This window comes from Lentzea jiangxiensis (genome assembly GCF_900104175.1).
Taxonomy (GTDB): Bacteria; Actinomycetota; Actinomycetes; order Mycobacteriales; family Pseudonocardiaceae; genus Lentzea; species Lentzea jiangxiensis.
The window spans coordinates 48,159-67,669 of the sequence record NZ_FNIX01000012.1; the positions used below are offsets into that span (position 1 = coordinate 48,159).

Genomic DNA, 19,511 nt, shown 5'->3' on the forward strand with positions numbered 1-19,511 from the left:
GCCGATCAGCGCGGCGGCAACGGCAGCGGCACCCCCGGCAACCCGTCGATGCTCGCGACGTTGTAGGGCTTGTTGTTCGTGTACTCGCGGAACTCGTCGTCGCTCTTGCGGCCGAAGTAGTCCTTGTGCAGCTCCCGCTCGGACCTGTAATCCAGGAACGGCACCGCGAACCCGCACGTGTCGCTGATCAGCTCCGCGCGCACCACGACCACCGCCCGCAACGCCGGGCCGTCCGCCTCGCCGAAGCCCGCGACGAGCTCGGCGAAGCGCGGGTCGTCGCGGAACACCGGCTCACCGCGGCCGTGGATCCGCACGATGTTCGGAGGACCCTCGAACGCGCACCACATCAGCGTGATGCGCCCGTTCTCGCGCAGGTGAGCGATCGTCTCGGCGTGGCTGCCGCCGAAGTCCAGGTAGGCCACCGTGCGGTCGTCGAGGATCCGCAACGTGCCCTGCCGGCCCTTGGGCGAGAGGTTGACGTGCCCGTCACCCGCCAGCGGAGCGCTCGCCACGAAGAACACCTTCTGGTTCTCGATGAACTCCCACAGCCGCGGCTCGATCCGCTCGTATTCCTTGCCCATGCCCCGCAGTATCGATCGCCTCGCGGACCCTGTCAGCCACCTTCCCAGGGGGTGAACCGGATCCGGTGCCCGTCCGGCTGCCCGCGGAGGCACCTCCGGCCGGTCACGCCATGCCGGCGGCCTTGCGCGCCTCCCGCTCCACCCGGGCCCGGTGCGCCTGCCAGTCCTGGTCGGGCAGGTTCGAGTTCCCGGCCCGCAACCCGGCCATCCCGTCGAGTCCCTCGCGCAGGATGTCCGCGTGCCCGGCGTGCCGGTTCACCTCGGCGATCTGGTGCACCAGCAGCAGGTGCAGCGTCACGTACTTGCGCTCCCCGGGCCACCACGGCACCACCCCCGGCGCGTCCAGGGGCAGCTCCTCGATGCTCGTGTCGGCGAACGCCGTCGCCCGCGCGAACAACCCCAGCACGTCCTCCCGCGACTCCTCCGCCGTGGCGAACATGTCCGAGTTCGGGTCGGCATCGACGTCGTAGGGCAGCTTCTCCGGGAACGGGCGGCCCAGGCAGTCGCCGAAGTAGCCCGCCTCGACGCCCGCCAGGTGCTTCACCAGTCCCAGCAGGTTCGTGCCCGTCGGCGTCAGCGGCCGGCGCACGTCGTACTCCGACACGCCGTCCAGCTTCCACAGCAACGACTCGCGGGCGACCTTGAGGTAGCGGTGCAGGTCGGCTTTCACATCCGGGGCCATGCCGCTCACCCTGGCAGAGCGGGGCCGCGGACGGCGGCGATTTGCCCGAGACCGGCGTGGTGCCGCGCCCGGAACCCGCGTCTCAGACGGCACCGACATCCTTCGGCACCAGCAGTTCCGGGTGGTCGACCACCGGCCCGGACTCCACCGCGGCGTCATCCCACCAGGCAACCCCATACGGATGGCGGGATGACAGTGAGGCTTCACACGGACTAAACATCGGGGAGCCATGTCCCTGCCGTGGTACGAAAGGGTTGCCCTGCATGCGAAAGACCCATCTCAGACCCCTGATCGGGGTAGCCGTCGCCGCGAGCGTCGTGTTCGCCATGGGAGGCGTGCCCACCGGCGCGGCCCCCGGCTCCGGGGAAACGTCGACCAACTACCAGGTCGGCAACGTGCGCACCGTGGAACAGCGCACCAAGCTCGCCAAGTCCGGCGCCGCGATCGACTCGATCGAGGAGCACGGCATCGTCGTGATCACCGCGACCGAGCGCGAGGTCAAGAGCCTGCGGGCCCAGGGCTTCGAGGTCACCGAGCTGCCCAAGCGGCTGGAGGCGAACTCGGCGGTCGGCCCGTTCGACTTCCCCGCCGCGGACTCGAACTACCACAACTACGCCGAGATGACGGCGGTGATCAACAACGCCGTCGCCGCCTACCCGAACATCATCTCCAAGCAGGTCATCGGCAAGTCCTACGAGAACCGGGACATCGTCGCGCTCAAGATCAGCGACAACGTCGGCGTCGACGAGAACGAGCCGGAGGTGCTGTTCACGCACCACCAGCACGCCCGTGAGCACCTCACCGTCGAGATGGCGCTGTACCTGGTCAACCAGTTCACGACCCAGTACGCGAGCGACGCCCGCATCAAGGGCCTCGTCGACACCCGCGAGATCTGGATCATCCCGGACGTCAACCCCGACGGCGGCGAGTACGACATCGCGACCGGCACCTACCGGTCGTGGCGCAAGAACCGGCAGCCCAACGCCGGCTCCAGCAACGTCGGCACCGACCTCAACCGCAACTGGGGCTACAAGTGGGGCTGCTGCGGCGGTTCCAGCGGCAGCACCGGCAGTGACACCTACCGCGGGCCGAGCGCGGAGTCCGCGCCCGAGGTGAAGGTCGTCGCCGACTTCGTGCGCGGCCGCAACGTCGGTGGCAAGCAGCAGATCAGCGCGTCCATCGACTTCCACACCTACAGCGAGCTCATCCTGTGGCCGTGGGGCTGGACCTACGACGACGTCGCACCGGGCCTGACCCAGGACCAGCGGGACACGTTCGCCACCATCGGCCAGCAGATGGCCGCGAGCAACAACTACACGCCCGAGCAGTCCAGCGACCTCTACATCACCGACGGGTCCATCCCCGACTGGCTGTGGGGCACGCAGGGCATCTTCGCCTACACCTTCGAGATGTACCCCGGCAGCGCCGGCGGTGGCGGCTTCTACCCGCCCGACGAGGTGATCCCGGCGCAGACCTCCCGCAACAAGGAGGCCGTGCTGCAGCTGCTCGAGCGCGCCGACTGCCCCTACGAGGCCATCGGCAAGGAAGCGCAGTACTGCGGCACCACGCCGCCGCCCACCGGCAAGTACTTCGAGAACGCCGCGGACTTCCAGATCCGCGACAACGCCACGGTCAACTCCCCGATCGCGGTGGCCGAGGTGACCGGCAACGCCCCGTCGACCCTCAAGGTCGGCGTGGACATCAAGCACACCTACCAGGGCGACCTGAAGGTGGACCTGGTGGCGCCGGACGGCACCGTCTACGTCCTGCACAACCGCAGCGGCGGCGGCACCGACAACATCAGCACCACCTACACCGTCAACGCCTCCAGCGAGGTCGCCAACGGCACCTGGCAGCTGAGGGTGAACGACAACGCCGCCCAGGACACCGGGTTCCTCGACAAGTGGAGCTTGCAGTTCTGACCGGCTGAGGTCAGGGCGCCGCAGTCGTGGCGCCCTGACCCGCGTAGTCCCGCAGCCGCACCGAGTCGTACACGCGCACGCCGCCGGAGTTCAGCCCGGCCAGCGGCCGCGCCAGCCACGACGGCAGCGACGTGAACACCTGCATCCCGCGCGTCAGCCCCCACACACCGGCGCGGGTCGCCGGGATGAGCGTCTTGGCCATGCCCAGCGCGAACTTCCGGCTGAAGCGCACGAGGTCGCGCATCTCGTCCTCGTAGCGCGCGAACGCCGCCCCGTGGTCCGTGCCCGAAGCCAGCTCACCCGCCAGCACGTAGGCGCCCACCACGGCGAGGCTCGTGCTGCCGCCGATCGCCGGACCGGGGCAGTAGGCCGCGTCGCCGACCAGCGCGACCCGTCCGCGTGACCAGGTGTCGCCTCGCAGCTGGGTGATCGAGTCGAAGTAGAAGGCCCTGTCACCGTCGAGGTGGCCCATCCAGGCGTCCACCTCCGGGTGCAGCCCCGCGAACGCCTCGCGCAGCAACTGCTTCTGCCGCACCACGTCCCGGTGGTGGCAGGACAGCTCCCCGGACCGGAACAGGAACACCGCCCGCGCGTCGTCGAGGTGCCGCGCCCCGTACACCGCGGCACTGCGGCCCGGTCCTATGTGGCCGGTCATCTCACCGGGCGTGCCCACCTCCCGCGGCACCGACAGCACCGCCAGGTAGGCGCCCACGAACGTCTTCGCGACCTCGCCGAACACCAGCCGCCGGACGTTCGAGTGCAGCCCGTCGGCGCCGATCACCAGGTCGAACCGCCGCAGCGCGCCCACCTCGAACGTCACCTCGCCCTCGTCACCGATCGAGGTGACCGAGTCGCCGAACACGTACTCCACGTCCGCCCGCGTGGCGTCGTGGTAGATCTCGCTCAGGTCGTCGCGCATGACCTCGACGTGCCGGGCCGCCGCGGCCGCGAAGATCTTCGTGACGTCACCGGTGACCGGCTTGCGCGTGCCCTCGCGCAGCACGGAGATGCGTTCGGTGCCGGTCGCCAGCGCCTCGATGCGCGGCAGCACACCCATCTTCTCCGAAATGGCCATCGCCGGCGTGAACAGGTCGACCGCGTGCCCGCCGGTCTTGCGCAGCACCGGCGACCGCTCGACCACCGTCACCTCGTGCCCGTACCGCGTGAGCCAGTAGGCCGCCACCGGTCCCGCGACGCTGGCCCCGGAAACGAGTATGCGCACGTCACACCCCCTTACTTAACGGTCGGTAAGTCCCCGGGCCGACTGTAGCACCGCGACTTACCGACCGTTAAGTAGGATTCGGGGCGTGGCACGACAGTCCGACACCAAGCAGCGGATCATGCAGACCGCGAGGGAGCTGTTCGCGCGCCAGGGCGTGCAGCAGACCAGCCTGCAGGAGATCGCCGACCGCCTCGGCATCACCAAGCCCGCGCTGTACTACCACTTCACCTCACGCGAGGACCTCGTGCGCAGCATCGTCACGCCGCTGCTCGACGATGGCGAGAAGTTCCTCTCGCGCATGGAGCAGCGCTCCGACGTGACGCCGCGGGAGATCGTCGAGGGCTTCTTCGACTTCCACCACCGCCACCGCAAGGACATGTTGCTGCTGCTCACCGAGATGACGACGCTCGCGGAGCTCGGCCTGATCGACGTCGTGCTCGCCTGGCGCGGCCGGCTGACCCGCATCGTGTTCGGACCGGACGCGCCCCTGTGGCAGCAGACCCGCGCGGTGCTGGCGTTCGGCGGCCTGCAGGACTGCACCATGCAGTTCCCCGACGCGCCGTTCGACGAGCTGAAGGCGGCGGCGGTCGAAGCCGCGTGCGCCGCCCTCGGCACCGACTAGTAGTGCCTCGCGGCTCCACGAGGCCGGCGGGGCGCCATGATCCACACCACACCAAGATCAACCGGCCCGTGCCCGCAGGCCGGGAAACACTGGTCACCCGACATGTTCCGGCCCGGGGAAAGTCACTGCGGCAGCGCGATTCCCGGCACCCCGGGCACCTCTAAGATCTCGCGCACCAGATGAGAAACGGCTCTCGAAAAGCGGGCTCCGCCCCCGTGGCCGCGGGGTAGGGTCCCGGACACCACACCACCGCCGGGAGAGACATGCGCGCCGTCGAGATCAGACCTGGGGTCCGGATCCGCTGGGTCGAGGTGCCGGGCGCGACGCCCGCCCGCGTCTACCTGCACGGCCTGGGCGCGTCGTCGGCGCCCTACTACGCCGAGGCAGTCGCGCACCCCCTGCTCGCCGGACGCCGCAGCCTCATGATGGACATGCTCGGCTTCGGCATCAGCGACCGCCCCAGCGGCTTCGCCTACTCGCTCGAGGGCCACGCCGACGCCCTCGCCGTGGCGCTGGCCAAGATCGGGCTGCGCCGCTGCGAGATCATCGGCCACAGCATGGGCGGCGCCGTCGCCATCGTGCTGGCCGCACGCCACCCCGAGATGGTGCGCTCCCTCGTGCTCGTCGACCCCCACGTCGACCCCGCCACACCCTCGCTCGGCGCCCCCGGCAGCCGGGGCATCGCCGCCTACAGCGAGGCCGACTTCCTCAGCCACGGCTACGACCGCGTGCTGCGCGACGTCGGCCCGCACTGGGCCGCCACCATGCGCATGGCCGGCCGCGAAGCCCTCCACCGCAGCGCCGTCGACCTCGTGCGCGGCACCTCGCCGACGATGCGCAAGCTGTTGCTGGAACTGGACATCCCGCGCGTGTTCCTGCACCCCGAGGACGCGCCGCCCAGCGGGGGACGCGAACTCGCGGGCGCCGGCGTCCAGATCGTCTCCGTGCCGAACGCCGGCCACAACATCATGATCGACAACGTCGAGGGCTTCGCCCGCGCGGTCGCCCAGCAGCGCCTGTCGGTGTAGGCCCGAGTTCCGCGTGGTGGTCGCTCAGCGGCGACGGGCGGGTGTCGCGGCCCAGTGCGCCGGCCTGCTCAACGAGGCGGGCAGCTTCGTCCTGGCATCTCCGCGCGCCGCGTTGACCTGCGGCTGGGTGAGGAACAGGCACGTGCTCAGGTCCGCGCCCGACAACTCCGCACCCCGCAGGTCAGCGCCGATCATGTCCGCCCGCGACAGGTCGGAGCCCGTCAGGTCCGCGCCGATCAGGTAGGCACCACGGAAGTCGGCGTTGCTCAGGTTCTTGTTGCGCAGCCGTGCACCGATCAGGTCCGCACCCCGGTACGACTTGGCGCTGGTCCGCAGCCGTTCGCTGGTGCGCAGCAGCAGGACGTTGACCTTGGCCCGGATCTCCGCGACGTCGAGCGCCAGGATGTCGTCCGGCGAGGCGACCGTGTGCCGCTCCACCTCGGCGTAGGCGGTGACGAGGTCGTCGTGCGGGTCGAGGCGGCGCGCCTCGGCGAGGTAGAACAGCAGCTCGTGCAGCTGGCGGACCACGGGAAACACCGCGAACATCTTCTGCCGCTCGCCGGTGCGCCAGTCGTTGCCCCGGAACACCGTCTGCGAAACCTTCTGACCGGCGCCGAAGCAGTCGTAGACCGTGCAGCCGGGGTAGCCCTTCTGCCGCAACCGGTCGTGGATGCCGCAGCGGTGGTCGGCCAGCAGGTTGCGGCACGGCGTGCCCGCGTCCTTGGAAGCCGCGAAATCGGCCGACTTCGCGAACGGCAGCGCGACGCAGCACAACCCGAAGCACTGGGCGCAGTCGCCCTTCAGCTCGTCCATCGCCGATCAGCCTACTTCGCCCTCGCGCGGCTCTCGCCGTGCAGGCGGACCTCGGCGGTCACGGCCACCGCACCCTCCGGACGCGTCCCGCGGTCGCGGTAGCGGAACAGCAGCCGCTGGATCGACGCGCCGATCTCCGCCCGCTCCTCGGGCGTCACGTGGATGAGCGCGCTGAACGACTCCTCGGTCGCCGCCGGTTCGTCGGTCTCCCACCGCAGCTGCCACGGACGTGCCTTGCCGCCCCGGTGCGGCGCCTCCTCGATCAACCCCAGCTCGGCGAGCCGCCGCAGGTGGAACGAGCACAGCCCGGAGCTCTCGCCGAGCCGTGCGGCTGCCTGGGTCGAGGTGAGCGTGCCGTGCTCGGCGAGCAGATCGAGCAGGGCGACGCGTACGGGGTGGTCGGGCAGCGGGCGACGGGGCATGATCACCACCCTACCCATTTCTTTGCAAAGACTGATAATTTGCAAAGCATGTCTTCCCGAGGTACCCCGCTCCGCATCACCGTCGTGGGCGAGGAGGTCCTGCACCGCCGCTGCCGTGAGGTCACCGAGTTCGGCACGCCCGAGCTCTCCCGGCTCATCGACGACATGTTCGCCACCAACCACGTCGCCGAGGGGGCCGCCATCGCCGCGAACCAGGTCGGCGTCGACCTGCAGCTGTTCGTGTGGGACATGACCGACGAGTGGGGCGTCCACCACATCGGCCACATCCTCAACCCGGTGCTCGACGACCTGCCCGCCGGCAGCCGCCGCCTGCTCGAAGAGCCGGAGGGGTGCCTGTCGGTACCCGGCCCGTACCGCGTGATCGCCCGCCCCGACCGCGCCGTCGTACGAGGCCGCGACAAGAACGGCACCCCGATCGTCGTCGAGGGCAGGGGCTACTTCGCCCGCTGCCTGCAACACGAGACCGACCACCTGCACGGCCGCCTCTACCTCGACCGCCTCGCGCAGCGCGAACGCAAGTCGGTGCTGCGCGAGATGGCCGTCGTTCAGGACGAGGTCTTCGCCCGCCGAGCCGCCCGCAGTTCCTCCGCGGCCTCGTCGAGCTGACGTTCCGCGCGCTCGGCACGCGTCAACGTCTGAGCGCGAGCGTCCTCGACGACCGCGAGCGTTTGCCGTACCGCGGCGACCTGGTCGGCGCCTTCCTGCCTGACCTGCGCCAGCCGCGCTTCGAACTCCGCTCGTGACCGCTCCAACTCGGCGCGTGCGTCGGCGGCGGTCTGCTCGGCCCGTTCCGCTCGCACCACCGCCTGGTCGCGCGCCTTCGCGGCGCGGCTCACCATCTCCGCCGCCTCGGCCCGCGCCCGTTCGGTGGCTTCGGCCGCCTGAGTGACCTCACGCCGTGCCCGTTCCGCGCTCTCGTGGGCCTCGGCTCGCACCCGTTCGACCTCGGCACGGGCTTCCGCCTGTGCTCGCTCGACCTCGGCCTGTGCCTCGGTGCGGGCCTGTTCGATCTCCTTGACGGCCTGCCGCCGGGCCTGCTCGACGTGCTTCACCGCGTCGGCCTTCGCCTGCTCGGCCTCGGCCCGGACCTCCTCGACCAGCGCCGCCGCCTGCGCCCTGACCTCGGCGATCTCCGCCTCGGCCCGTTCCCCGGCGGCCCGCGCTGCCTGCAGAGCCTCGTCCCGCTCGGTCACCGCGGTGTCCACGGCGTCATCGGCCTCTTCCGCCGCGCGCACCGCCTGCTCCGTGGTCTCCTCGGCCACCTTGCGCGCCTGCTCGGCCTCACGCCGGCGCCGTTCCGCGGACACCACCTCGGCCTGGGCCTCCGCCACCTTCCTCGCGGCCTCCGCCTCAGCGGCCTGGACCATGCTCTCGGCCACGCTCGGGTCCGCCATCGCGTTCAGCTCGCCGACGGCCCTCCCGAGCGTCTGCGTCATCTGTTCCGACAGCACCCGGAACCGATCGAGGAGCTCTTCCGCCCTGATCTTGGCGGTACCGGAGACCCTGGGGAGATTCGTCACGGTGACGACCTCCGGGTTCTGCTCGGGCGCTTCCGCGAGCCGCTGCCGTTCCCTCCACGCGCGCCACCGGGTGTGCTCGGGCAGATCGCAGTACTCCGACGGCCTGCCGGGGCCGCCACCTCGAAAAACAGGGCGTTCGCAGCCGGGGAAGTTGCAGCTCGTTTCCACGGCGATATCGTAGCAGAGTTACGTGTGCAATTACGTTATTCAACGCAACGCTACTCAATCGGACGTGAAAAGCCTGGCCGCCGATAAGTGAACGTTATCGGCGGCCAGGATTCCAGGAGTGCGTCAGCGAGCGCCGACCGTGCGACCAGGCATGGAGATGTCGGCGAAGACGGGGCAGGCCGGCAACCAGGTGGTCGGCGGTCAACACCGCAAGCCGAGGCTGAGCCGACCGCGAATCGGCCGATCGGTGGAAACGCCTCGGCTGGCGTATCCGTCCGTGCCGTGGTCGTTCTTGATCAATGCCGGACCGCGTCGGAGGGGAGCGCCGTGAGCCCGTACCTGGGACTGCGCCCGTTCGGGATCGAGGACGCCCACGTGTTCCACGGGCGAGATCAGATGATCGCGGACCTGAGAGCGGCGGCGGCCGGGCCGGGTTTGCTGGTCCTCCTCGGTCCGGCCGGCTCGGGTAAGACGTCCTTGCTGCACGCGGGGCTGCTGGCCGCACAGCAGCGGCCCTGGTTGTCGATCACTCCCCACGCGCGCCCCGGCACGGTCACAGCCGAACCCGTCGACCTCGTGGTCGTCGATCAGGTGGAAGAGCTGTTCGCGCTCGGTCGGCACGAGCGCGAGGCGTTCCTCCAGACCCTGATGTCCATCAGTGACGAGACCAGGATCGTCCTGGCACTGGACGCGGACTTCTACGGGCAGGCCGCCGAACACCCGGAGCTCGCGAGGGCGTTGCGCGACAACCAGCTCCTGATCGAGCCGATGACGCAGGCCGAACGACGCGCCGCGATCGAGGGTCCTGCCGCCGTGGCGGGTCTGGCGCTCGAAGACGGGCTCGTGGAGGAAGTCCTGCGCGACGCGGTGACGTTGCCGGAGCTGTCACACGCGTTGTGGGCGACGTGGCGGCAAAGCTCCGGGACGCGGCTCACCCTGGACGTCTACCGCGCGAATCGTGACGTGGAAACAACAGCCGAGCGGGTGTACGCGGAGTTCGAGGCGCCCGAGCAGGAGGCCGCGCGGCGCTTGCTGCCGCGAATGGTCCGCATCGGCGAAGGGAGTCCGGACTCCAGGGCAGCCGTCCCGCTCGATGAGCTGTTGACCGGTCTGCCGGACGTGAGGGCAGGTCAGCGGGTCGTCGACCTGCTGACCGAGGCGTGTCTGGTCACTCGGACAGAGGACGTCGTCCGGATCAGTCACGCGGTGCCGCACTCCTGGCCGCGATTGGCGGAGTGGCTCGAAGCCGAACGGGACTGGCGGCACGCCCGCCGTCAGTTCGACTCCGACGCGGCACGGTGGCACCGCGCCGGACGCGTCAAGTCGCTGCTGTACCGGGGAGACCGCCTGGCGGAGGCGAACCGCCGGGCCGCGGCGTCCCCGAGCCGGGCCACCGATCTCGATCCCGCCACCGCCGAGTTCATGGACGCTTCGTGGCGCGGTGGGCAGCGGAGGCTGCACCGCCGCAGGACGGTGCTGGCCGTGCTGGCCGTGCTCGCGGTCCTGGCACCGGCAGGGCTCGTCGCGGCCGCGAAGTTCGCGCAGCAGGCCGAGCTGGCGAGGACCCGCGACCTCGCGCGGTCCCTCGCGGCCGAGGCGGAGGTCCTGCGCGACCGCAAGCCGGGGCTGGCCAAGCAACTCAGCGTGCTGTCCTACCGCCTCGACCGCGAGGCGGGCCGGCGGGCGATGCTCGACAGCCAGGGCACGCCGGGCGTCATCGCCGACGAGAAGGTCGTCACCGACGTCGTGCCCGACGCGGAGGGCAGGCTGCTGGCGGTCGTCGCCGTCGACGAGATCATGCTGCGCGGGCGGGAACGGTCGGGGCGGCTCACGGACCTCACGCCCGGCGCGGTCGCGGTGAGCAGGGACGGCACTCGGCTCGTGGCGGCGGATTTCGACACCATCGAGGCGAAGTCGGGCGTCCTGCGGTTCTACGACGTCGTCGACCCGTCCCGTCCGCGGCAGACAGCGGTACTGCCGATGCCCGCGGTGATCCGCTCGCTCGTGCTCAGCGACGACGGAGACGCGCTGTACGCGGGAACCGGCGGCGGCGAGATCCTGGTCTGGGACCTGACCAGGCCGGAGGCGCCGAAAGCGCTGGCGAAACCGGAGGGACACGGCTCGGCGGTCGACTCGCTCGCCGTCGCGCCACGCCGCGGCCTGCTCGCGTCCGTGAGCGTGGACGGGCAGGTCCGGCTCTGGGACATCGTCGACCCCGCCCGCCCGGTCCCCGTCACCGCCCTGGCGGGAGAGCCGTTCAAGGCCGCCCGCAGCCCGAGGGAACCGCTTCACCGCGTCGCGTTCGACCACACCGGTTCGCTGCTGGCGACGTCCGCCGGGCCCAAGGGTCCGAACGTCTGGCGGTTGAACGACCCCTCTGCACCGCAACGGCTTCCTCACGAGGAGGAGGAGCGCAACCTCTTGGCTGACCAGTGCCACGATCCGGTGCTGTCGCTGGCGTTCAGCCCGCACGGCAACCAGTTGGTCGTCGCGTGCGGAGCGAAGTGGCGCGTGCTGACCCACACCGCCGAGCCGGGACCGGGAGTGCTGAGGCAGTCCGCTTCCTCCGACGGCAGCGGGCCCCAACCGGGCCCCGTGGTGTTCGACCCCACCGGACGACGCCTGCTGCAGGTCGACGCGGTGGGGGTGTCCGTGTGGGACGTCGGCAATCCCGACAGACCGGGTGCGAAGGGCTTCGTCCGGGAGATCCCGGGAACCGGCGGACAGCTCTCCTACCGGGGGACCGCGGACCGGCAGCTCATCGCCCTGAAGGGCGTCGGCACGAACACCCTGTGGGATGTCGGAGACCCTGCCGCGCCGAAGAAGCTCCACACCGCACCGGCGCCGAACCTGTTCACCAGCGCCGCCATCGCGCTCAGCGAGAACGGCGAGCTGCTCGCCGCGGCCGAGCTGTACGACGACGGCAAGATGGTCGGCGTCAGCCTGCGTGACACCGCGATCCCCGGTGGCCCGCCGCTGGCCATGATCGAGGATCTGGACAACGGTGTCGCCGAGATCGCTTTCAGCCCTGTCCGGCCACTGATGGTGATCTCCGACGTCAACGGCGTGGTGAAGAGCAATCAGAAGCCGCCGAGCCTGCGGTTCTACGACATCACGAACCCCAGGCAGCCGCGCCAGATCGCGAAGCTGCCGATCGAGGCATGGGACGCGAAGTTCTCCCCGGACGGGACGGCGCTCACCGTCCTGGCGCACGGTGAGCTCGCATCGCTGCCCATCAACACGAAGGCGGGCAAACAACTGCGCGGCCTCGACCTCGCCGATCCCGCGCACCCCACCGAGCTGTGGCGCAAACCGCTGCCGCCCGGCCTCAGCGCCGAGTTCGCCCACAGCCCGGACGGATCGCTGTTCGCCGCGCTCGACAGCACGCAGACGCTGCGGCTGTGGCCGGTGCGGGACCGCAGGCCGGCCGGTGACGCGGTGAAAGCCACCGTGGGCAGCCGGGCGGCCGGCGGCAAGCTGGCGTTCAGCCCGGACAGCAAGCGCATCGCGTTGCTCGCCGCGGAGCAGCGCGGGTCGGACTTCACCACCCGCGCGGAGATCTGGGACGTGTCCGACCCGGACGCGCCGGTCCAGCAGCTCTACCTGCCCGCGGACGACTCCACGTTTTCCTTCTACGACCTCGAGTTCAGCCCGGACGGGACGACGCTGGCGATCGTCAGCGCCAGTACCGGCGTCGAGTTGTGGGACACCGATCAGGAACGCATCGTCCCCGGGCTCTGCAACGCGGCCGGGGACCCGATCACGGAGCAGCAGTGGCGGCGTTACCTGCCCGGCCGGGACTACCGACCGCCCTGTGCGTGAAGCTCAGCCACCCGCCACCTGCACCACCCTGCCCAGTGCCGAGCTCGCCTCCGACATGGCGTTAGCGAGCTCGTCGAGCGACCTCAGGAGCAGCCGCTGCGGACCCGCCTCCAACGCGGTCACGCAGTGGGCGCTACCGCGTTGAGCCAGCGTGACGAAACGACTCCAGTGCTGCTGAGCCACCGCGTCGGGCACCCGGAAGTAGCGTTGTGCGTCCTGCGCGATCTGCCCGAACTCGGCGCAGGTCTTCCTCAGCGGCAAGACGTCGACCTGACCCGTGGCGGATCCGGGTGCGTTCAACGCCTCCGTGTGGCGCTTCATGATGTCGGCGAGGCGCCGGTTCAGATCCATGCCACCGTAGCGGGTCCACGCGTACACCTGAGCGGCCTGAGTGCGGGCTGGAACCTGCGCGGTCGCGGCGGGTGCGAACACCGCCGTCACCTGGCCTTCGGACACCTCGCCGCTCGACCGGTCCCACAGCGCCGCCCCGGTGGCGGCGACCGCGACCGCGGCGACGCAGAGACCGGCGATCACTCGGCGGCGCACAGCCAGCGTGCCTGGCGCTCGTGCCGCGACCACGGGCGCTCGCCGGACGATTCCGACCACAGCGGCGGCGACGAAGGCCGCGATCGTGGCGATCACGAACACGGGAGCGAGCATCGTCCGCAGAGCCATGCCGGACATGGCGAAGTGCGGACCGCAGGTCGACTCCACCACCCTCAGCGGCTCGGCGCAGCCGTCCAGGGACAGGAACACCAACGCCAACCCGAGCCCCGCCACGGCCGCCACCTGCGCGGCGATCAGGGCAACCAGGAGCCGGTAGCGACCGGCCAGCACGGCGGCGACGACCGCGGCCACCGCCGGCGCCGCGACCACCACCACGAACACAGCCGTCTGGTACGTCAACGCGAACAGCGCGCCCGATCCCGGAGGCAGAGGCCGCCACGTGTGCAGATATGCCTGCATCGCCACCACGGCGGCGCCTGCCACGGCACCGCCGGCCACGCCCGGCAGCAGCGCTCGCCGCAGCAGAGGTACCGGTGCCTCCCTGACCACGACGACGCCGGCGAGGGCCGCCCGCAGCCAGCGCGGCGTGCCGTCCGCCGGCCGCACGGTCCAGGCGAGCAACGGCACGATCCACAACGCGCACACCGACACCACGGCCAGGACCGGGGTGGACAGGCCGTTCAGCACCGGCATCCCCGCGGCGACGGCGGACAACACCGGCGCGTGGTCCGTGGCAGGACCGCCCAGGCCCCGTACGAGCAGGTCCCGAACCTGATCGGTACCGATCGGCGTGCCGCGCGTGTACACCGTGCCGTTGCTCTGCCACCAGACGAACCACGACGACAACGCCAGCCAGGCGGCCCCCAACGCGGCGGCCATCACCGGCCACGTCGTGCGTCCCACGACGGCCCAAAGTCGCGCGCACTGACCGATCCACCACACGAGCCCCGTGCCCGCCAGTACGACGAGCAGCAGGAACTCGGGGTGCGGGGGCAGCCATTCGGTCACCGCGATCCGGTTCAGGAACAACTCGCCCACGGCGAGCCCTGCCCCGAACCACAGGCCGATGCGCCACCCCGGCGGCGCGGGTCGCGAGGTTCGCACCGAGTGCACCACGGCTCTCCACAGCGCGATACCGATCACCCCGACGACGAGTGCCGACGACACCAACGTCAGCGCCTGACCCGTCGACTCGCGGAGCAGACCGCCTCTGGCCAGGTAGGGCGCCACGTACGACAGCACTTGCGCGTTCACCAGGGTCGCGGCGACGCCGGTGAGGAACATCGGCAGTGCCCGCAACCCGAACAGCTCCCCGGAACCTGCCACCGCGGCCCGCCGGAGGTCCGACCGCGGGTGGGTGCGCCACAGTTCGACGAACGACGCTGCCCACCGCCTCGCGGATGCGGGTGCCGTCGTGGTCCAGATGCGCGTGGCCGCGCCCCACCGGGCCGCGGCGAGATCGGCACACACCTCCCGGCTGCGCAGCACGTCCGCACGCGCCAGGTAGACCAGCAGCACCAGCAGCAGCACCAGGAGAATCCGGCGTGCCTGGATCGGCTGGTCACCCGACCACCAGGTCGGCTGGGCGAGCGTCACGGCTGTCCACACCGCGTACGGCACCAAGACCGCGCCGAGGAACATGCGCCACACCGCAGTGGTGATGTAGTGCAGGGTGACATCGCCGTTGCGGATGTGCGCCAGTTCGTGGAGCACCACACCCCGGAAGTGCTCGGGATCGGTGGTGGCGCTCAGCAGCAGTGTGGCGCTGAGCCGCAACGTGGGCCGCCGGTTGCTCCCGTACACGACCACGCCCTTGGTCGGATCCACCACCAGCCGCGGCGTCCTGACCAGTCCCGCGGTCGCGACCGCCTCGGCGACCAGCCTGTGCGCGTCGTGCGTGTCGCCAAGTGGCTTCACCCAACGTGAACGCGCCCGCCACGCGGGTATCGCCCGGAACAGCACGGCGGCGCCGAGCAGCACGACGAGCGGCCATCCCAGCACCACCCACCACGGCGGCTGCGGTTGATGACGAGCCACGCACTCGTCGTACGCCGGCATCTGCTGGAGCAACACCAGCTGAACCTGAAGGGTGCTCGCGTCGGGATCGGCACCGCCCGCCAGCAAGCACCCCACGTCGTCCGATCCCGAGACGCCACTGGCGACCTCGCTCATCATCGAGCCGCTGGCGACGAACAGCAGCACCATCAGCAGCACGAAGCGGACGGTGGTGCCCGCACCGATCACGCGTTCGTCCGCGCCTGCCGAGACCGGCTCCACCGTCACGCTTACCCCCGCACGTCCCCCTGGTCGTGCGAGTCAGTGTGAGGTCCGCGCGGCCCAGGCGAGCCGGTTCGGAGCCATAACACCCCAATAGGTCAGAGACCCGTCGAAGTGGCTCCGGAACTCGCTGTCAGCGGGTGCCGACCGCGCGGAGGGTGGCGAGGACCAGGGACCGGGTGACCGTGACGACCTCGCTGACGGAGACCTGTTCCTGAGGACTGTGGGCCACCCGCACGTCGCCCGGTCCGTACTGGAGGGTGGGGATGCCCTCCCCCGCGTACAGCCGCAGATCGCTGCCGTAGGGAGCGCCCTGTTCGGAGGGGCGTCCGGTGCCGGTGACGTCGGCGTGCGCCTCACCCACCAGGGCGGCCAGAGGATGCCCCACCGGCAGTCGGCCGCTGGCGAACTGACCACCGGGCCACGTCACGACGGCCGGGTGCGCCCGCAGCCAGGGGTGCGCGGCGCACGCCTCGGCCACGCACGCTTCGAGTTCGGCCCGTGCGCGAGCCGGGTCCTCCCCCAGTGCCACGCCCAGCCGTCCCTCGGCCACCAGCAGGTCGGGCACGGTGCTGGCCCAGTCACCGGCCCGGACCGTGCCGATCGACAGCGGGTACGGGATCTCCCAGGCGGTCATCAGCGGGTCGGTGTCGGCGTTGCGACGCGCCTCCAGCCGGGACAGCGCCTGGTGGATGGGCAGGTAGGCGTCGATGGCGCTGACCCCGGCGTAGCGGGTGCTGCCGTGGGTGGCCTGTCCTGCGACCTCGATGCGGAACGTAAGGGCGCCGGCGTTGGCGACCATGAGCGCGCCGCTGGTCGGTTCGGCGATGATGCAGGCGTCGCCGGTGTGCCCGCGCCGCAGCGTGCCGAACGCCCCGAGCCCGCCGTCCTCCTCGCTGACGACGAAATGGGCCGCGACCTGGCCGTTCAGCTTCGTGCCCGCCGTCCGGACCGCGCTCAACGCGGCAAGGACCGCCACCACGCCGGCCTTCATGTCGCACGCGCCCCGGCCGTGCACGACATCGCCGTCCACCCGTGGCCGGAACGGATCGCCCTTCCACTGCGCGAGGTCACCGGGCGGCACGACGTCGACGTGTCCCTGCAGGACCAGCGACGGACCATCGCCCTGTGTCCGGGTGCTTCCGACCAGCCCCCACGCCTCGGTGCGCGGAGCCTCGCCACCGGGGAAGTCCGGGTGCGACCGCAGGGCGGGCAGGTCCATCGACCACAGGTCGACGTCCAGGTCCAGCCGCTCCAGGTGCTCGGCCAGCACGTGTTGCAACTCGGACTCCGCTGCGGTGCCCGTCACGCTCGGCACCTCCAGCAGGTCCAGCAGGAGCCGGCCGATCGCCGCCTCGTCCACCGCGGCCAGCGCCGCCGCCTCTACATCGTTGATCGTCACGAGCCGGAGGTTAAGATCGGTCAGGCAGCGCAAACAATCCGCAAAAACCGCTTTAAACAGTTGTTTCTTGCAAATCTGGAGCGGCTCTGGCGGTTCTTTGCGCGAGAACGGATCCTCTTGCTCATGGACGCCATCGACGAAGCGATCATCCGGTGCGTAGTGCGCGACGCCCGCGCCACCTACGCCGAGATCGGCAAGGCGGCCGGGCTGTCCCCGTCCGCCGCCAAGCGACGACTCGACCGCCTCGTCGCGACCGGCGCGATCCGCGGGTTCAGCGCGGTGGTCGACCCGCAGGCGATGGCCTGGCACACCGAGGCGTTCGTGGAGATCTACTGCACGGGCAACCCGACCCCGGCCGCGCTGCGCAAGGCGCTCGACGACATCCCGGAGGTCATCGACGCGTGCACCGTCTCCGGCGCGGCCGACGCGATGCTCTACATGCTGGCCAAGGACATCCCGCACCTGGAACAGGCGATCCAACGGGTGCGTTCGACCACTCTCGTTGAACGCACCGAGAGCGCCATCGTGCTGTCACGGCTGCTCACGAGGCCACGTCTCTAACGGCTCAGACGCAGGGTTCGTCTCGTCTGCGGCGTTGTTCATCCTCTGCAGGAACGTCGCCACGACCTCGAGGTCCTCGGGCGACGTCGTGCGGAGGACTTCGGCGATCTCGGCGCCGGCACGTCCGATGAACTCCTGGGCGCGGTCCCGAGCGGCGGGCGTCGGACGCAGCGTGACCCGGCGGCGGTCCGCGCTCTCCCGGCTGCGCGTGATGTGGCCTGCGGCTTCGAGGCGGTTGAGCAGGATCGTCGTCGCACCGGTCGTCATGCCGATCTGCCGCGACAGCTGAGCGGGTGACAGCGGCGCGTCCAAGGGCCGCCACACCCTGGCCCGGCGGATCTTCTTCGGCCATCGAGGCGAACTGCGCCAGCACTACCGCCAGGGGATGGAAGACCAGCTCGCGCCCTCGGCTTGGCCCTGAACGCCGTCGTGCTGTGGAACAGCCTCTACATCGACATTGCCGTGCGAACTGCCCACGTCTGTCTTGGCTGGGCCGTGACGGTCCCCACCCTTGTTCGTCGGCGGTCTCCCGGCTAGGTTTGTTATTGTTCAATCACTAACCAAGGAGCGACCATGAACGCCAGCCCGACCCGCGAACTCACCCCCGCTCAGCACGCCCTGGCAGAGCACCTGCGGTTGGTGTCCTCCGGCCAGATCGACGAGTGGATCGAGCTGTACGCCGCGGACGGCACGGTCGAGTTCCCCTTCGCTCCCGCCGGTGTGCCTACCCGGGTACAGGGACGCGAGGCGCTGATCGCCCACATGCGCGGCTTCCCGCAGACCTTCGACGTGAAGTTCGTCGACGTGAAGTTCATCGAGACGACCGACCCCCGCACTGCGGTCGCCGAATACCACTCGGAGGGAAGCGTCCTCAGCACCGGCAAGCCGTATGAGCAGACGGTCATCACGGTGATCCGCCTCGACGAGGCGGGCCTGGTCGAGCGGTTCGTCGACTACTGGAACCCTCTCGTGGTCATCGAGGCCATGACCCCCGACCAGGCCGCCAGTGGCCAAGACGTGTCGTGGCCCGCAGGGCGCTGATCCCGATTCGACGGGGTGGAAGACTGGCAGACATGCCCGCCCCCGGCTCCAGCGTGAAAAGCGATCAACGCCGTCGAGTCGTGCTGGACGCTGCCGTGGCCTGTTTCGCGCGCAAGGGTTACTACGGCACGACAACCAGTGAGATCGCCGAACGGGCCGGAATCTCTCAGCCCTATGTCTACCGCCTCTTCGCCAGCAAGGAGGCGCTGTTCGCCGGTGCCGTCCTCCACGTGTCCGAGCTGCTCTCGGACGCTCTGACCGGAGCCGGCGCCGGCACCGATGAGGCCGGGCCGCCCCGGCAGGCGGAGGGGGTGATGCGTGCGATCCGGTCCGCCTACAGCACCCTGATCCAGGACCGGGACGTCATGCGGTTCCTCATGCAGGCCAGTTGCGCAGTTGATGAGCCGCTCGTGGCCGAGGCGGTGCGCACGTGCTACGCCCGGCAGGTCGAACTCGTCAGTGAGCTCCTGAACCACGACGACGCTGCGGTCCGGCACTGGTTCGGCGCCGGCATGCTCGAAAATGTCACGCTGACCCTCGGCCTGGCCGACGTCGACGAGCCCTGGGCACGGACCCTCAGCGGGCAACGGTCCCGATCGGACAGCGGTAACTCCGCCCGCCAGGTTTCGCCCTAGCTTCCACCGCAAGGGCGGGACATGCAGGCGGCCTGCCGGTATCCCACTTCCTTCTGTCGCCGAGCCCGAGCCGGGCGCGCCCCCTATGACCGCGCCATAACCAGGGATCTGTGCTCCACGCACTCCTTGCTTTGGGCTGCCCCGACCTACCGCTGAAAACCGTTCCGATCCTCCCCGGATCCCTACCCGCGCACGCGACTCGGCCCGGGCCTGACCCGCGTGGTCAACAAGGTGATGACGTCACGGCTGCTCGCCCCGCCGACCG

17 protein-coding genes are annotated in these 19,511 nt (G+C 70.4%); 8 read left to right on the forward strand and 9 right to left on the reverse strand.

Features of this window, described 5'->3' with window-relative positions:
• Positions 1 to 5 precede the first annotated feature (5 nt).
• Both BLQ91_RS26505 and BLQ91_RS26510 read right to left on the reverse strand, forming a co-directional pair.
• The gene (locus BLQ91_RS26505; RefSeq protein WP_090100894.1) at positions 6 to 581 is read right to left on the reverse strand and encodes a pyridoxamine 5'-phosphate oxidase family protein; all 576 of its coding nucleotides are present in this window, start codon (positions 579 to 581) and stop codon (positions 6 to 8) included.
• Between the two features lie 103 nt (positions 582 to 684).
• On the reverse strand, positions 685 to 1,263 hold the full coding sequence (locus tag BLQ91_RS26510) for a DinB family protein (protein WP_090100897.1): 579 nt from the start codon (positions 1,261 to 1,263) through the stop codon (positions 685 to 687).
• 263 nt (positions 1,264 to 1,526) lie between these two features.
• Between BLQ91_RS26510 and BLQ91_RS26515 the strand changes: the two genes are divergently transcribed.
• Positions 1,527 to 3,185, forward strand: coding sequence for a M14 family metallopeptidase (locus tag BLQ91_RS26515; protein WP_090100899.1), 1,659 nt, complete (start codon positions 1,527 to 1,529; stop codon positions 3,183 to 3,185).
• A 10-nt stretch (positions 3,186 to 3,195) separates the two neighbouring features.
• On the opposite strand, the gene BLQ91_RS26520 is transcribed toward BLQ91_RS26515, so the two are convergent.
• On the reverse strand, positions 3,196 to 4,407 hold the full coding sequence (locus BLQ91_RS26520; RefSeq protein ID WP_090100901.1) for an FAD-dependent monooxygenase: 1,212 nt from the start codon (positions 4,405 to 4,407) through the stop codon (positions 3,196 to 3,198).
• An 85-nt stretch (positions 4,408 to 4,492) separates the two neighbouring features.
• Here BLQ91_RS26520 and BLQ91_RS26525 point away from each other — a divergent pair, with 85 nt between their 5' ends.
• Together BLQ91_RS26525 and BLQ91_RS26530 are read left to right on the forward strand one after the other, a co-directional pair.
• A complete protein-coding gene (locus tag BLQ91_RS26525; RefSeq protein ID WP_090100903.1) occupies positions 4,493 to 5,029 on the forward strand; it encodes a TetR/AcrR family transcriptional regulator in 537 nt (178 codons plus the stop codon).
• A 263-nt stretch (positions 5,030 to 5,292) separates the two neighbouring features.
• Positions 5,293 to 6,057 carry an alpha/beta fold hydrolase gene (locus tag BLQ91_RS26530; protein WP_090100905.1) on the forward strand — a complete coding sequence of 255 codons (765 nt, stop codon included), beginning with the start codon at positions 5,293 to 5,295 and terminating at the stop codon, positions 6,055 to 6,057.
• A gap of 24 nt (positions 6,058 to 6,081) precedes the next feature.
• On the opposite strand, the gene BLQ91_RS26535 is transcribed toward BLQ91_RS26530, so the two are convergent.
• Both BLQ91_RS26535 and BLQ91_RS26540 read right to left on the reverse strand, forming a co-directional pair.
• A complete protein-coding gene (locus tag BLQ91_RS26535; RefSeq protein WP_090100907.1) occupies positions 6,082 to 6,870 on the reverse strand; it encodes a pentapeptide repeat-containing protein in 789 nt (262 codons plus the stop codon).
• An 11-nt stretch (positions 6,871 to 6,881) separates the two neighbouring features.
• Positions 6,882 to 7,292: a winged helix-turn-helix domain-containing protein gene (locus BLQ91_RS26540; protein ID WP_090101161.1), complete on the reverse strand. Its 411-nt coding sequence runs from the start codon at positions 7,290 to 7,292 to the stop codon at positions 6,882 to 6,884.
• Between the two features lie 48 nt (positions 7,293 to 7,340).
• Here BLQ91_RS26540 and def point away from each other — a divergent pair, with 48 nt between their 5' ends.
• On the forward strand, positions 7,341 to 7,919 hold the full coding sequence (gene def / locus BLQ91_RS26545) for a peptide deformylase (protein ID WP_090100909.1): 579 nt from the start codon (positions 7,341 to 7,343) through the stop codon (positions 7,917 to 7,919).
• Here def and BLQ91_RS26550 read toward each other — a convergent pair.
• Positions 7,859 to 9,001 (reverse strand): coiled-coil domain-containing protein, encoded by a 1,143-nt coding sequence (locus tag BLQ91_RS26550; RefSeq protein ID WP_090100911.1) that lies wholly within the window; start codon positions 8,999 to 9,001, stop codon positions 7,859 to 7,861. The genes def and BLQ91_RS26550 overlap by 61 nt on opposite strands.
• Positions 9,002 to 9,328: 327 nt before the next feature.
• Here BLQ91_RS26550 and BLQ91_RS26555 point away from each other — a divergent pair, with 327 nt between their 5' ends.
• Positions 9,329 to 12,823 carry an nSTAND1 domain-containing NTPase gene (locus BLQ91_RS26555; RefSeq protein ID WP_090100913.1) on the forward strand — a complete coding sequence of 1,165 codons (3,495 nt, stop codon included), beginning with the start codon at positions 9,329 to 9,331 and terminating at the stop codon, positions 12,821 to 12,823.
• 3 nt (positions 12,824 to 12,826) lie between these two features.
• Here the strand turns inward: BLQ91_RS26555 and BLQ91_RS26560 are convergent, their stop codons facing one another.
• Both BLQ91_RS26560 and BLQ91_RS26565 read right to left on the reverse strand, forming a co-directional pair.
• Positions 12,827 to 15,613 carry a M48 family metalloprotease gene (locus BLQ91_RS26560; RefSeq protein WP_090100914.1) on the reverse strand — a complete coding sequence of 929 codons (2,787 nt, stop codon included), beginning with the start codon at positions 15,611 to 15,613 and terminating at the stop codon, positions 12,827 to 12,829.
• Between the two features lie 127 nt (positions 15,614 to 15,740).
• On the reverse strand, positions 15,741 to 17,009 hold the full coding sequence (locus BLQ91_RS26565; protein ID WP_245733823.1) for an ArgE/DapE family deacylase: 1,269 nt from the start codon (positions 17,007 to 17,009) through the stop codon (positions 15,741 to 15,743).
• 123 nt (positions 17,010 to 17,132) lie between these two features.
• Between BLQ91_RS26565 and BLQ91_RS26570 the strand changes: the two genes are divergently transcribed.
• Positions 17,133 to 17,570 (forward strand): Lrp/AsnC family transcriptional regulator, encoded by a 438-nt coding sequence (locus BLQ91_RS26570; protein WP_090100916.1) that lies wholly within the window; start codon positions 17,133 to 17,135, stop codon positions 17,568 to 17,570.
• On the opposite strand, the gene BLQ91_RS26575 is transcribed toward BLQ91_RS26570, so the two are convergent.
• A complete protein-coding gene (locus BLQ91_RS26575) occupies positions 17,541 to 17,882 on the reverse strand; it encodes a MarR family winged helix-turn-helix transcriptional regulator (protein WP_425412542.1) in 342 nt (113 codons plus the stop codon). The two genes, BLQ91_RS26570 and BLQ91_RS26575, sit on opposite strands and share 30 nt — an antisense overlap.
• Positions 17,883 to 18,143: 261 nt before the next feature.
• On the opposite strand from BLQ91_RS26575, the gene BLQ91_RS26580 reads away from it, so the two are divergent.
• Positions 18,144 to 18,611: a nuclear transport factor 2 family protein gene (locus BLQ91_RS26580; protein WP_090100918.1), complete on the forward strand. Its 468-nt coding sequence runs from the start codon at positions 18,144 to 18,146 to the stop codon at positions 18,609 to 18,611.
• A gap of 32 nt (positions 18,612 to 18,643) precedes the next feature.
• Entirely contained in the window at positions 18,644 to 19,246 is a 603-nt protein-coding gene (locus BLQ91_RS26585) for a TetR/AcrR family transcriptional regulator (RefSeq protein WP_176959965.1), read from the forward strand.
• Positions 19,247 to 19,511 lie beyond the last annotated feature (265 nt).